This is a genomic window from Litoreibacter sp. GN1-5 (assembly GCF_055693805.1).
In genome coordinates this window covers 2,516,855-2,530,616 of the sequence record NZ_JBVFUP010000001.1, presented here as the reverse complement: position 1 = coordinate 2,530,616, position 13,762 = coordinate 2,516,855, and the positions used below count along the sequence as shown (strand labels likewise).

Here is a 13,762-nt window from a genome sequence, read left to right as displayed (position 1 = left end):
AACATCGGTCCGGCGAATCTGACGTAAAGCTAATCCGCGCACCGGAAGCTACATAATAATATCAGGGGCCGCCGGGACCGACTCTACTATCTGCGCTCACTGCGGCGTCATACCAGACACCACCAGGGCGATCAGGATGCTTGTCCGAACTGCGCTCATCCCCACTTGCTTCGACCCATCTGTATAGGCGCGCGTCGCTATCATAGCGCAGGCTTTCACGTCTGAGGCGCAACTCTGCAACGCGATTTTTGCGCATGATAAGAAAACCCACGCCGCCAAACGCAATGCTACCGGCAGAAATAAGCAATAAGAATATAAATTCCAACTCTCGTATCCCCAATACTGCGGTTTATCGAAGTGGCGCACTACAACTTTACATATTTGAACGAACAAACCAATTACGTGATCAGACGGATCTTGCTTCGATTCAGTTCCGGCCTTTTTCCAATAAAGCGGCTTTCTTGGATAGGTTCGATACGCTATCCCAAGCCAATGCAGACGGTTCAGATCACAAGGATAAACCATAAGGGTGAGGGCTTTGGCAGTGACCAAGGCCCGTTTGAGCGCGTATTGCCGGGTGAAGTGATTGAGCTGAACCCTGACTTGCGCATTGTGACCCCATCCTCAGATCGTGTTGCGGCGCCGTGTCGTCATTTCAAAACCTGCGGTGGCTGTGCAATGCAACATGCCAGCGATGACTTTGTCGCCGCTTGGAAAACAGACATTATCCGACAAGGTCTTGCCGCACGCGGGATCGAAACATCGATCTTCCCAATTCTGACCTCACCACCTGCAAGCCGCAGGCGCGCAACATTGCATGGGCGGCGCACGAAGAAGGGTGCCCTGATCGGGTTCCATGCAAAAGCCTCGGACGTTTTGACCGACATCCCTGATTGCCAGCTTTTGCAGCCCGATCTTATGGCTGCGCGCCCCGCGCTTGCCGCTTTGACGCAAGCGGTTGGCTCACGCAAGCACGAGGTTTCCTTTGCTGTTACGCTCTCTAAAGCTGGCACCGACATTGATATACGTGGCGCAAAACCGGTTGGGCCACAGGATCTGGTAACACTTGCCGCGCTCGCCAAGCAGTACAACATCGCGCGCTTGTCCAACGAAGGCGATGTGGTCGTGACCCGACATGCCCCTGTTCAGACGTTCGGTCCGGCGCATGTTACGCCGCCACCCGGCGCATTTTTGCAAGCAACACAGCATGGCCAATATGCGCTCGTGTCTGCTGTTCAGAAAGCCATAGGGTCAGCAGAGCATGTCATCGATTTGTTCGCGGGATGCGGGACGTTCACACTCCCATTGGCGCAAACGGCTGAAGTTCTTGCATTTGAGGGGCACGCCGATCTTGTCGCGGCATTGGATCAGGCATGGCGCAAGACACAAGGGATCAGAAAAGTTACCGCGATCGCGCGCGATCTGTTCCGCAGACCCCTTCTGCCCGATGAGCTGCGCCATGTGGATGCTGTTGTCATCGATCCGCCGCGTGCAGGTGCCTTGGCACAAACAGAAGAGCTGGCGCGAGCCGCGGTTCCCAGAATTGCCGCTGTATCGTGCAATCCGGTCAGCTTTGCGCGCGACGCGGAAATCCTTCTCAAAGCAGGTTACACCCTTGACTGGGTGCAACCCGTCGATCAATTCCGTTGGTCAACCCATGTTGAGCTTGCCGCGCAGTTCACAAAACCCCATATCAGCCGAACTTGAATGTCTGAGATATTTTTATGACCTTAAGAGAAAAGACAAGCCAACTGCTGGACCGACGGGATGTTCGTAATTTCATCCTTGGGGTGATCCTGTTCAATGCGGTTCTGTTGGGCTTTGAGACATCGAAAACTGTTATGGACAGCTGGGGCTGGTTGATCCACGTTTTGGATGCGGTTTGCCTTGCTATTTTCGTGGCCGAAATATTGGCTAAGCTCTTTGCATACCGCCTGTCCTTCTTTCGCAGCGGTTGGAATAATTTCGACTTCGTAATCGTCGGTATCTCACTGGTTCCCGGGACCGGGGGGCTGTCTGTCTTAAGGGCCCTGCGGATATTGCGTCTGTTGCGGGTTATATCGGTTGCCCCAAGTTTGCGCCGCGTGGTGGAGGGCTTCATCACAGCATTACCCGGCATGGGGTCTGTCTTTGTCCTGATGGGCCTGATTTTCTATATCGGATCTGTCATGGCGACCAAGCTGTTCGGGGACGCTTTCCCGGATTGGTTCGGAACGCTGGGCCTGTCGGCCTACTCTCTGTTTCAGATCATGACGCTGGAAAGCTGGTCCATGGGCATCGTGCGCCCTGTTATGGAAATCTACCCCTATGCCTGGGCCTTCTTCGTACCCTTCATCATGGTCACGACATTTGCTGTGGTAAACTTGCTGGTCGGCCTGATCGTGAATTCGATGCAAGACGCCCATCATGTGGAAGATACCGAAAAGACCGATGCTTATCGGGACGAAGTCATGATGCGCCTTGATGCCATCGAGGTGATGCTGAAGGACGAAAGATCTAAAAAGCAGTGACAGCGATTGTGTCAATTGCATCTTCCGCTCGCATGTTTGTGCAGAGTTTCCAAGTAATGATGTAGCGGTTGTAATCATCAAGGATTGTACTGAGATAAATCAACCGCAGCCTAGAACCTTGAACTAGGGAAAGCCCGTCTGCCAAAGCTGGTTGACGGCATTCGCCATTGTTGCTTGGACCAATGGCGCCACATGGCTCATCTTGTGCCCGGACGGATTACTGACACCCAAGTGGCTTGATTTAACGGGGCCGGGTCAACAGGCTGACATCAACAAACTGCTACCCTGGAACTACACCAAATCTGTGTGACTGCCGCGCAGCTTACCGCTTACAACCTAGCTGAACATCTCGCTCATACTAATTGCCAAACTATCATAGATATGATCCGGCACGGCTTGACCTCTTTGGACTGTCAAGCACGTTTCTGTGACAAGTTGATCTTCGCGTTCAGGAAAGCCGTTGTGTCGGATTTTTCTTCGTAACTCTACAGCTTCATTTCGTGTTCTGGCGAGTTCTGATACTCGAGGTAACGGCGCGTGTTCAGGGTGATATCGCATGGCAATAGCATAATCTCCCCAATAAAAGCACATATTCGCCTTATCAACTCCGATTGCTGGCGCTGCTCGAGCCTCTTCGTTTTGAATGCGTCGGCGTTCTTGCTTAATCTCAGGCGATCCAGATTGCTCTTTTTGTTCTTTCTTTACCTCTGAGTGCGTCATTTTCTGTTCGTTCAAAAACAGAAATTTCTGTACAATCATGTCGATAACGCCCGATACAAGCATAATTATTATAGCGATCAGCACCATCTTCTGCGCGGTCGAAACACTTGTTTCTACAATACACGGAATACCGCAGATATCGAAATGTAAGACAATGTCTCGGACAGTCCAAATTAAGACCAACACAGCAATTAGCCAGATCAAGAACCGAACAACAGCTTGCAAGGTTTCTAACCAGCCACGCATCCCGTAAATCCGCTTGAACCCACTTTTTGGTGAAATTCTAGTTATATCTGGAATAATTGGTTTCATCGCAAAAGCGATGCCGCGATTATATATTAATGTTAGTAGTATTGCCGAACCCGTAACAATGCCAATAACCGGTCCTGTTATGAGCGCCAACTGCACCAACATCTGGCTTAGAACCGCCGAAGCCGCGAAACGAAACGGCTGTCCTATTTGTGAGATAGACAAATCGAACAAACCACCTAGTCGATTTATGATCAGGCCTAAATTGCCCCACAGCAAAAGAATTGCAAAGATTATTGCCAGTATTGCAGCAGCATCTGTTGCTTGAGCGATACTGCCGTCTTGTCTTTGCTTGCGTAGTTTTTGATTAGATGCCGGGTTGTTCTTACTTTCGCTTTCACTCATCTCAGCAAACTTCCTAATAGCATTAGTCCGTCATTAATGCCATTCGTAAGCATCGGCGACATCCGGAATATCACCATAGTAATGACAGGCAATGCGACAACTGCCAGTGTGTTTTTGGCTGCAAATGACAAATCATAGACCCCCATCTTTCTGCTCATTTTGGCACCTGCAATTAACGTCAACTCGACGGCCATCATAAAAAACAAGAGAGGACTGCAAATCTTGATTGCAAGCAGAAGCGTGTCGGTAACGATCGTGCCCGATACTTCAATCCAGCGATTTGAAGGAATTGGAAGTAGTACTGTCGCTGGCCATATTTCGAAACTTTGATAAACCATGCTAATGACGTTCCACATACCGCCACTTACAAAAAAGACAAAAAAACCAATAATCATATATAAAACAGAATATGTCTGGATCGCCCCGCCAGCGGGGTCCTGAAGCCCACTCTCAGTTTCACCGCGAAAGCCGTCCGTCACTGCACCGGCATATTGCAAAGCAAAAAATGGCAAAGAGCAAAGAATCCCAATTCCATAACCAAGTGCAAATTCTTTGGGTGCAAGAAGAGCTAACTCGAAAACAGATGCCGTTTGTGCGAGAAGACCAACATCCTGAATATTGCCGATTATCAATGGCATTGCCAACGACATGGCCACGCTTACACGCAATACTGAGGACTGCCCAAAGCACCATTGAAATACGAGGAAACCAAATGTAAAGCCTAAGGGCCTCAATAGACCCATTATTATTATGAGGTAAAGATTTTCAAACCTTGCGCCAAGCACAACGATTGCAAGTTCGTCGGACATACTAGCGTACCATCATATGGAATGTTCCGAAAACTTCATTGGTACTGTTTAGAAGCGGCCCGGCGAGCCCTGCACCAAATGATAAAAGGATGAGAGCAATCGCGCTTATCTTGATAGTCTGGCTGAGGGTTTGGTCCTGAATTTGTGTAATCGCTTGAAACATCGAAACTACGAGCCCTAGCACTGTCGCTGCCGCCAAAGGCACACCGGCGAGAAGTGCGGTGTCAGCCATGAATTTGACAAGGTAGTTAAGGTATAGACTACTTTCCATGATTACCCCACATAGGTGAGTATCAGGCCTTGAACGAGCTTCGACCAGCCATCAACGAAGACAAAAATCAGTAATTTGAATGGCACGGCAAGAATATTTGGCTGCACCATTTGCATACCCATGGCCATCAAAACGCCAGTAACCGCGAGGTCGATTGCAATAAATGGCAGGTATAGCAAAAAACCGATCTCAAAAGCTTCTGTCAATTGGGTGATCATAAAAGCTGGAACTTGGATGACAAAGTCATCCACAGTGCCAACTAGGCCTGATCCTTGCCAGATCTGATTGGATACATCGACAAAGAACATAAGATGTTGAGGGGTTATGTTTGCTTTCAAAAAATCTTGAAATGGTGCGATTCCAATGCGCCATAGGTCAAGCAGATCCTCGGCAGTTTTAATCTCAATGTTAGCCTCAACAAGCGCTGTCGTTGCTGCGCTAAATACGGGCATTGAAATGAAAAACGCGAGAAATAGTGCCAGGATCATCAAGATCATATTCGACGGCACTTGTTGAAGTCCCATTGCATTACGTATGATCATAAAAACAACTGACAGCTTGATAAAAGCCGTTAAAGACAGCACGGCGACCAGAAAAAACGATCCAAGAAACCCAACGACGAGAGGTGTGGTAAGCTCCATAGATCAAATCATCTTACTGATACGAATACCGGTCTGCGTTCCAACTTTCACCAATTCCCCCTCAGCAATAGCGGTTCCATTTGCGATTAGTTTAACGGTCTCAGGAGTCTCTGTATCAAATGTCAACACGCTACCGACCGACAAGTCTGTCAATTCGGACAGCATCACTTCCTTGCGGTCAATCTCGATGGAAATGACAACAGGCAAATTATTCGTGTCGAGCGAAAGGGCATGATCTTGCATGTTTGGAAGTCTCCTTTGTTCAGGTGAAATTGGTATAAAAGCATCTATGCAAACATGGTCACCTGAGACGGAGGCCATGGCTACAGGTTGATTGGAAACATAGACTTGGTAGTCATTGTGAATATTCCATGATTTGCCGAAAGTCAGCGCATCACCGGGGGCCAATTGCCTTATCTGATCGAGACCCAAAGCATACTGGGCACTTCGCAAACTCAGATTAAATGAGATGTCGACAAATGGCGGATCATCTTCGTCTTCATCTTTGGCGTAGAGCAGAAGTTCCTGAACTAAATGGTCGATGACATCCTTGACACCTTCGATCATTACAAAACCGCGTAACTCGCTCAGTTCGGTATCAATACACTCTAAATAAACACTACATGCTGTGTTTGCAGGCACGACGCAGTCTCGGCAAGCCTTTTCAAATCTAACTTTGATTTCGAGAATTTCTTCCAGCTTGGCCAGTTCCGCGGTAAAAATATGTTCAAGCAGCAGCGCAAAAGCATCTTGGCCCATCACACTTGTGTCTATGGTAATCCCGGCAAGGGACAGAAAATGATCTACCAATCTCTGAGAAACAACTAAAGTCGTTACTTGCCCATCAACAACCATACCAATGACTGTTACCAGCGCAGAAGCGCGGTCTGGCTGACCCGGCGCTGAAACATGGAAGGAATGACCGCAAAGTTGAATCGGCACACTCAATTCACGACTGTCCAGCTCTGCGGCAATGCTCGCGCAGGTTCTGTTTTGCTGTTCAAGATCAAACCTGTACAATGTAGTTGCGGGGACAAGGTCCAGATTAGGATTAAGCATATCTGTCTCGCCCAAGTTTGTTAGAGATTATTTCGGAAATGTCCTCATCTTCTTGAAGCTCATGTTGGCGTTTTAAGAGCAATGTTTGTTGATTAATAATTTCCTCAATCACGCTAAGTTTCTTACGAGCAAGTTTCAGTTCGACGCTAGCGCTATCCATTAGCCCTTGGGACGCCGCTTTACGATCTACCGCTCTACTAACACCGCGGTCGGCGCGTTCTAGATCGGCCTTCGCATGTCTGAGAATATGACCAAAAATTGCAAATCTCGCAGCTGGATCACGCACGAATTCAGCAGTTTCCTGTGCCTTCTTGATGTCCTTCCGTACCGATCGCTCTTTGTCTTTCTTACGTTGTTGCATCACACGAACTCGTTCCTGCCGCCAATCAAAATCTTTGCGCGCCGCTTGCGTTTGACGCTCTAGACGCTGCTTGCTAAACTCGCGAATTTGGCGCATCTGACCCAATCGACTGTCTGTGCTCATCGGACCAATTCCTGAAGTGTTTCAACTGTGTAAGAAAAGTCACTTGCATCGTGGGTGTTCTGCGACAGGAATGATCGAATATCATTGATTTTGGCAATTGCGATATCGGCATCATCATCATGGCCCGGCTGGATTTCGCCAAGCTGCACCAAGACCTCTATTTCTTGATACTTCGCCAGTATCTTACGCAGTTGAATACTCGACCGCATATGTCGCTGGGACACGATATCGGGCATCACACGACTCAGACTCTGCAACACATCAATCGCCGGGTATTGACCTTCGTCAGCAATTTTTTGGCTGAGCGTAATATGGCCATCGGTCAGGCTCTTGACTTCTTCAGCAATCGGGTCGCCCTGGCCGTCGCCCTCAACGAGTACGGTGTAAATTGCTGTGATCGAGCCGGAATTTGCACAGCCAGCGCGTTCGATCAGTCTTGGTAATTCTGGATAGACAGAAGCCGGATAACCTCTACGTGTCGGAGCTTCTCCAGCTGCCAGCCCGATTTCTCGCAACGCTCTCGCAACGCGCGTGAGGCTATCGATTAACAGAAGTACAGATTTGCCTTCGTCGCGAAACCCTTCTGCAATTGCTGTTGCAGTATGGGCTGCATAAAACCTCTCCATCGGAGGTGCCTCTGATGTAGATGCCACAACGACTATCCGGTCCCGCATATCTTGGGGGAGCTGGCGATCCAGAAACTCTCGTAATTCCCGGCCTCGTTCTCCAATCAAACCCAAGACAACTACGTCCGCATCGCAGTGCGTCGCAATCGCCGCAAAAAGTGATGATTTACCTGTGCCTGGTGGTCCAAAGATCCCAATGCGTTGTCCACGCCCAAGTGTTATCGTCGCATCAATCGCGCGCAATCCAGTTGGCAGGACATTCTCAATCAATGGGCGCGTCATTGGGTTCAGGCGTTCTCCTCGCACAGGTCGAACAGCCTCAGACCACTCCGTTGTGTCATCGTTTTCCAACTGCGTAATAGGCTTGCCCAGACCAGAAAATACGCCGCCCAACATGTGATCGCCGACGCTTACTGTAAGCGCTCCAGTTCCAGGAGACACCATTGCACCGGTTGATATGCCCGATAGCTCCGAAAATGGGCTAATTAAAGCCAAATTACCCCTGAACCCGATAACTTCACCCGGAATTGAGCCGGTCTCAGTGTGTATGGTGCAGGTCTCATTAATATATGCGGGTGACATTATCGCACTTACTATTGGTCCTTGAATGTCACAAACGCGGCCATATCTGCGATGCAATACAGCATCGTCTATTGCGCGTTTTGCCGATTCTGTTCGGCGTATCAGCTCTTTTACGTTCATCCTTCCGTACTTTGCTCTTCTTCCAAAATCCGCAACAGGATTTCGAGTTGGACCGGCAAACTGATGTCAAAAACGCCAGATTGACTTAGAACACGCATCTCGCCTGACTCCAGCCCAGTGATAGCCCGGATTTCCTTTATGCCATCGAAGACCGAGTGACCGCTCTCTTTCAATTTTGATAATTTCGTTGCCGTCGTGACATCGGTTTCCAAGATCAATTCCCAGCGTTCAGAAATTTTTTTGAGCCCTTCCGATAGCACTGCCGTGGCTACTTCTTCCTCAGATAATTCCCCAAGTATTGACTTCATTGCAGATCTTAGAAGATCTGAGAGCCATGGGGTCAGTTTTTCAAAATCATCCCGGATTTCTTTAACAGTTTCTGAGGCCTCAATCATAGCGCGCGCAAAGATATCGTCGGCAGCCTGCTCTGCCTTCATAATTATCTTATCACGGTGCTCACTTTGTAATGCTTCTAATTGGCGTTCATACTCTTCTTGGGCGGTAACTTTCAAAGAATGAGCGGCTTCTTCTGCATTGGCCAAAATTTGCTCGGCTTGTTCCGTCGCTTCGGCCACAAGAAGCGCGCTGCTTTCGATTTTCTTCATATCCTCAGCAGGAATTCTTTTAGCGTAACTCAGACCGCCCATATCAAGCCTCGCCTTGACCAAGTGCGTCTATGGTGATCTGCGCTACCTCTAACTCTTGATTGCTACTGACCCCGACTGGCGATTGGAATAGGTCTGGCCTTAAAAACGCGATACGCTCAACTACTAAATCTGGAATTTGTGCCAACCATGCTCCGAGGCAACGTTGGCCATCTTCACATATTTTCGACAAAGAAAAATCCTTAGCCGAATTTTTGTAGCTATATTCCGGCGATAATTTAACATGATGTCGCGCGGCAAATCGAAAATGTGAATCAAAAGCTTTTAGTTCATCCGCACAAAGCTGCCCCTCAAACGCGTATCGCAAAACGGTTTTTGCGTTCCACAAAAACCCCATATTTTTTGTAAGCAACTCAACGTCAGCTTTAAGCAATTTCAAAAGATCTGCCATTTCTGAAAATACAGGACACTCAAAGTTTGTTTCGATATCAAGTTGACCAGCAAGGTATTCCTCAATACGTCCTTTGAGGCGCGTGTTCTGTTCCATCGCCTTCCGAGCATCGCCTTGGGTGATTTCTGGGTACCAAAGTGCTCGCAGGTCCTCGTCGACATACTTCAGATCCAGGCATAGTAGCGCCGACACTTCGAGAGCGTCCGATTGTTCAACATTAGTCATGATTGCTGTACCCAAGACCCAGTCGACGGAACAGAATGCGACCCCCAAAGAATATTCCCATTAGTGCCAGCGCACCAAAAAAGATGAGGTCTAGGGCATGTCCTTTGCGCAGCTGATCTGGCATAACCAGATTGTTGATGTTTGAAGCGGCGGCTGCAGTCGCAGAATCTGAATACGTTGGGTTCACCTGTCCTACCTGCGGACTAGAAACTTCAAAAGATGAAATCGCGACTGACTCGTAGTTCAAATTTTCTACGGCATGCGACATCATCGTTTTGAGAGCGGATTGTATTTCGATTAGATCGAAGCCGGGTTCGGTGTACAGTACAATCGACGCACTGGCTTCCATGCTTTGTGTATCAAAGTTGTTCTGCTCTGGTAAGACAACGTGAACCCGCGCAGCCTGTATTCCATCAATTTGCGAGACTGTATTGCTCAATTCTTCATTCATCGCGTAGGTAAATCGTGCTCTTTCTTCTAAAGCTGTGCCGACGATGCGATCGGAAGTGAATACATCAGCAAGCGATTCAAACTTGCGATGTGGGTATCCATTGTCACGCAAGATAGTGACGGATGTGCCAACCTCATCTGTTGCAACACTAATTGAGTAGATGCCGTCCTTATCGCGCTCTCGGCTTGCCGCAATACCATGCGACTCCAGAACAGCCACCATTTGGTTGGCCTCGATTTCATCAAGATTGGAATACAAAATCTCTTTGCACCCAGCCAGACTGACGAACAAGGCTAACAGGGCGATCAATATTATCCTACGCACTGAGCGTTTCTCCCGCATTTCTTTATCGCGACTCACTGGCCGCACACAAAGCGTAGGCCAAGCTTCAGTTAGAGTTTGCGATAGAGAATACGTAGAAATATGCGGGGTTACTTAGTGCCGCTCGCAACGTCGTTGTGGACTAGATATTTAGCTGCTGAGTTTCTGCATCATATAGCCGATTTTGGAATCGGACCGGCTGACGGGGTCCACCACCTTGAATGGAGGCACGTGATGGCGCTAAAATCGTTGAATTAAGACGATCTATTGCATCCTGTGGTTCCAGCGAGATACCCATCTCAGTTGCAAGACTTACAATCTCACGCGAAAACCCATCTACCGTCGCGGTTTGAAGATCCCGAAAACCCAGATCAGCAGACAATAGCACAACGCTCTCGCTATTTTCGTCTTGAACGAACGCACTATCCGCATCCTGCGGCAATACATTTGCACCAGGGCCTTCTTGCACACGCCAAGAGTCGCCAGATACGGCACTAACAAATGTTGGTGGGCTAAAAGCTTCAAAACGAATATCTGCCGATTGATTATTCGGCATTTCGAGACGGTCTAGAAGCTCTTCAATTTTTTCCTGTTCACTCAGACTGCGTTCGCCTTCAGTTTTCCCATCAATCGCAGTAGCCAATTCAGCTCGTGCTTCGAAATCTGAAGCCATACGCCCGATGCGCTTTCGTACAGTAGAAACTGAAACATCGATATCTGCGGCGTCAGTGTCCTGAACTTCCCTACCCCGCATCACAGGAGGCTTGCCAAACTCAATATCCTCCGGCAACGACATTGGCGGAGAAAGCTGGCTTTGTTTCAGGTCATCAGTTGTTCTAAAGATAATTACATTAGAAGATGCCTTAATGTCATCGGCATTACGCAACAATAATACTCCCTCATTAGTACTATATTAGTGCCTAACTGAGCTTTAGAGTATTTTAAATAGGAAAAATATACGTACTTTTGTCGCGCTGCACTACCGAACGCAGTTGTAAGTCATCTTAATTCATTGATAATACTATTTTATTTAGATCCGCCGAGCAGTTGCAATCGGTCTTACGATAGATACTATTTCTGTGAGTTTCGACAGTTCGTACACTAATATTGAGGTTATGGGCCACTTCCTTTGTCGTTTGACCACTTACACAAGCCTCCAAAATTTCCACTTCGCGGGGCGATAATCCGAAAATATTCCCCGTTCGGGTCAGATTACGACGCGACTTGACGAATTCCTTCAAGAATTCTACCGGCAAGTACGTATAGCCACTTTTTGCAGCATTTACTGCGTTAATAAAATCTGCACCCTTAGCTTGTTTCGGCATAAAACCAATCGCACCTTGCGACAAAACAAAAAAAGCATTCGATATGCTCGGATCTGATGAAACGACGACTATTTTCATTTCCGGGTTGCTACTACGCACCTTTGTAAGAGTCTCCTCGCCTGAAGGTCTTGTTAATGACAAATCCATCAATAGAATATCAGGCTGGTGATGGCGACATGCTTTTATAGCTGTGTACCCATCTGCTGCCTCAGCGACTACGTCTGCTTCGCAAGATGCCTCCAAACGGGCAGCGATACCTTCTCGTACGATTTCATGACTGTCTGCTATAACTATAGTTGTCTTGTCCAAGGTAACGCTCTCCCGGGCTTAGAATACCAAATTCAGAATCAAAGATTAACGTAAGGTTAACGATTTTATTCTTGAACTTGCAAACATTAATAATATGTACACTAGGCTGCCCTAAATTAATCGAAAATATAGGCTATACGGGCCATTTGAACAGCTACATGCTGTTTTATTCGCCCATTTTTGGCTTGGCTACGGCGCAACCGATAGTGATCGCCACAGTTTGGAATTGGGTATGCCCGATACAGGCCATTTGCCTATTTATTGCTCAAGTTGTTGGACTCATAAGCTCTGGTCCAAAACCTCGCTGATGCAGATTCAACGGGTAAAAAATAAGTGACAAACAACTTTCCAAATCGAACGGCGGATGTGACCCGCCATGGTTTTTCCGGAGACCGGTTACTCTGTTTCACGCGACTTTACCGAACTCGTTATGCTGCTCATAGAATTTCTGCTAGACCCATTTCAGAGTCTCCCATTCTGCGGGATCGAAACTGCGCCATGGGCCACGGCGGTGGATGACCTCAGCTTTGAATAGGCCGTTGATGGTTTCGGCGAGTGCATTGAAGCTGCAGCGAAGGTATCGAAAGCCCATTTTAGCCGGCGCTGCTCATTGAACGAATGACGTCTTACATGAACACTGCATAGGCAGTTGTCCATGTTAACCGCCTTGTTGATCTGCGTACCTGACTGGATATTTGTTAAGCCTGCCTTTGTAGTCACATGAGAATGAGAAAGTTACCCATTTCCCGAATAACAGAGAAAGCACCGACTAACCGACGTTAGCTAGTGTCAAATTCAGGCTCCTTGCCAACATTTGACATGAGTCGTTACCTATTTCGCCAACCAGATTTCCACCCGACGGTTGATCGCGCGACCATTTTCGTCTGTATTACAGACGGCCGGTGCCAATTCGCTGTAAGCGCGTGTCTCAAAGGCAATATTTTGAAGTCGTCCGCCTGCCTGCGCCGCGATAGCCCCGGCGACTGCCTCAGCACGCCTACCCGAAAGACGCTCATTATTTTCAAACGGCCCGATGCTGTCTGCAAATCCTAACACAGCAACGCGTGTGCCGTTTGGAAAACGAACTGTCGTTGATAGGCGGTCCCATTGCGACATGTCATCACGCATTTGTGCAGCCAGACTAAACTCATTTTGGCTGCCCAAACCATTGAACAGGGAGTTGATCCGCGACCGGCTTTGAGGCGATCTTTCCACTACAAACTTTGATTGCGCAATCGCATCATCAGCGTCAGGCGATAGGACGTACTGCATGAACTGGCGCGCATCACGCCTAGATCTGTGTCAATAAGATAATTCCCATCCACTATGTCTGTAATCTTGCCGGTAATATTGATCACTCCGTCAGGGGATTGCAGCGTTATCTCAGCGTCGGGGTCAAAAGAACTGTTTGTTGGGCAACTTGCACCAATGCAATCCACCCTACTTGCGTCAATCTCCATAACTCCGGCAGCGGTCGAAATGCGGAATTGCCCGGATGGCGCTTCCAATAGCGTGCCGGTTAGCGTCGTATTGCCGTCTTTGCTTTGCAAGGTGACTGTATCGCTCGACTGCGCTATTGCCATCGTCCCACACGCCACG

At 48.3% G+C, this 13,762-nt stretch carries 17 protein-coding genes and 1 pseudogene; 2 read left to right on the top strand and 16 right to left on the bottom strand.

Going from position 1 to position 13,762, the window contains the following annotated elements:
* Positions 1-61: 61 nt before the first annotated feature.
* Complete coding sequence (locus ACZ1HF_RS12570) at positions 62-256, bottom strand: hypothetical protein (protein WP_472657833.1); 195 nt, start codon at positions 254-256, stop codon at positions 62-64.
* A 236-nt stretch (positions 257-492) separates the two neighbouring features.
* On the opposite strand from ACZ1HF_RS12570, the gene ACZ1HF_RS12565 reads away from it, so the two are divergent.
* Positions 493-1,707, top strand: a complete 1,215-nt coding sequence (locus ACZ1HF_RS12565; protein WP_472657832.1) for a class I SAM-dependent RNA methyltransferase — start codon at positions 493-495, stop codon at positions 1,705-1,707.
* 17 nt (positions 1,708-1,724) lie between these two features.
* Positions 1,725-2,510, top strand: coding sequence for an ion transporter (locus tag ACZ1HF_RS12560; protein WP_472657831.1), 786 nt, complete (start codon positions 1,725-1,727; stop codon positions 2,508-2,510).
* A gap of 4 nt (positions 2,511-2,514) precedes the next feature.
* Here ACZ1HF_RS12560 and ACZ1HF_RS12555 read toward each other — a convergent pair.
* The 15 genes and pseudogenes from ACZ1HF_RS12555 to ACZ1HF_RS12485 all read right to left on the bottom strand — a co-directional run.
* Positions 2,515-2,663, bottom strand: a pseudogene (locus tag ACZ1HF_RS12555) (DDE-type integrase/transposase/recombinase); the annotation flags it as partial.
* A 183-nt stretch (positions 2,664-2,846) separates the two neighbouring features.
* Positions 2,847-3,884, bottom strand: a complete 1,038-nt coding sequence (locus ACZ1HF_RS12550; protein ID WP_472657830.1) for an EscU/YscU/HrcU family type III secretion system export apparatus switch protein — start codon at positions 3,882-3,884, stop codon at positions 2,847-2,849.
* Positions 3,881-4,693, bottom strand: a complete 813-nt coding sequence (locus ACZ1HF_RS12545) for a flagellar biosynthetic protein FliR (RefSeq protein WP_472657829.1) — start codon at positions 4,691-4,693, stop codon at positions 3,881-3,883. The genes ACZ1HF_RS12550 and ACZ1HF_RS12545 overlap by 4 nt, the downstream gene beginning before the upstream one ends.
* Before the next feature lies 1 nt (position 4,694).
* Positions 4,695-4,964, bottom strand: coding sequence for an EscS/YscS/HrcS family type III secretion system export apparatus protein (locus ACZ1HF_RS12540; RefSeq protein WP_472657828.1), 270 nt, complete (start codon positions 4,962-4,964; stop codon positions 4,695-4,697).
* 2 nt (positions 4,965-4,966) lie between these two features.
* Positions 4,967-5,605 carry an EscR/YscR/HrcR family type III secretion system export apparatus protein gene (locus tag ACZ1HF_RS12535; protein WP_472657827.1) on the bottom strand — a complete coding sequence of 213 codons (639 nt, stop codon included), beginning with the start codon at positions 5,603-5,605 and terminating at the stop codon, positions 4,967-4,969.
* Between the two features lie 3 nt (positions 5,606-5,608).
* Positions 5,609-6,664 carry a FliM/FliN family flagellar motor switch protein gene (locus ACZ1HF_RS12530; protein ID WP_472657826.1) on the bottom strand — a complete coding sequence of 352 codons (1,056 nt, stop codon included), beginning with the start codon at positions 6,662-6,664 and terminating at the stop codon, positions 5,609-5,611.
* The gene (locus ACZ1HF_RS12525) at positions 6,657-7,148 is read right to left on the bottom strand and encodes a hypothetical protein (protein ID WP_472657825.1); all 492 of its coding nucleotides are present in this window, start codon (positions 7,146-7,148) and stop codon (positions 6,657-6,659) included. Before ACZ1HF_RS12525 ends, ACZ1HF_RS12530 begins: the two co-directional genes overlap by 8 nt.
* Positions 7,145-8,476: a FliI/YscN family ATPase gene (locus ACZ1HF_RS12520; RefSeq protein WP_472657824.1), complete on the bottom strand. Its 1,332-nt coding sequence runs from the start codon at positions 8,474-8,476 to the stop codon at positions 7,145-7,147. The genes ACZ1HF_RS12525 and ACZ1HF_RS12520 overlap by 4 nt, the downstream gene beginning before the upstream one ends.
* Positions 8,473-9,123 carry a hypothetical protein gene (locus ACZ1HF_RS12515; protein ID WP_472657823.1) on the bottom strand — a complete coding sequence of 217 codons (651 nt, stop codon included), beginning with the start codon at positions 9,121-9,123 and terminating at the stop codon, positions 8,473-8,475. The genes ACZ1HF_RS12520 and ACZ1HF_RS12515 overlap by 4 nt, the downstream gene beginning before the upstream one ends.
* A gap of 1 nt (position 9,124) precedes the next feature.
* Entirely contained in the window at positions 9,125-9,757 is a 633-nt protein-coding gene (locus ACZ1HF_RS12510; RefSeq protein ID WP_472657822.1) for a hypothetical protein, read from the bottom strand.
* Positions 9,750-10,517: a type III secretion system inner membrane ring lipoprotein SctJ gene (gene sctJ / locus ACZ1HF_RS12505; protein ID WP_472657821.1), complete on the bottom strand. Its 768-nt coding sequence runs from the start codon at positions 10,515-10,517 to the stop codon at positions 9,750-9,752. The genes ACZ1HF_RS12510 and sctJ overlap by 8 nt, the downstream gene beginning before the upstream one ends.
* 154 nt (positions 10,518-10,671) lie before the next feature.
* A complete protein-coding gene (locus ACZ1HF_RS12500) occupies positions 10,672-11,415 on the bottom strand; it encodes a hypothetical protein (protein WP_472657820.1) in 744 nt (247 codons plus the stop codon).
* Positions 11,416-11,533: 118 nt separating this feature from the next.
* Positions 11,534-12,163, bottom strand: a complete 630-nt coding sequence (locus ACZ1HF_RS12495) for a response regulator (protein WP_472657819.1) — start codon at positions 12,161-12,163, stop codon at positions 11,534-11,536.
* An 831-nt stretch (positions 12,164-12,994) separates the two neighbouring features.
* Positions 12,995-13,435 (bottom strand): OmpA family protein, encoded by a 441-nt coding sequence (locus ACZ1HF_RS12490; RefSeq protein ID WP_472657818.1) that lies wholly within the window; start codon positions 13,433-13,435, stop codon positions 12,995-12,997.
* Positions 13,378-13,746 (bottom strand): hypothetical protein, encoded by a 369-nt coding sequence (locus ACZ1HF_RS12485; RefSeq protein ID WP_472657817.1) that lies wholly within the window; start codon positions 13,744-13,746, stop codon positions 13,378-13,380. Before ACZ1HF_RS12485 ends, ACZ1HF_RS12490 begins: the two co-directional genes overlap by 58 nt.
* Between the last annotated feature and the right edge of the window lie 16 nt (positions 13,747-13,762).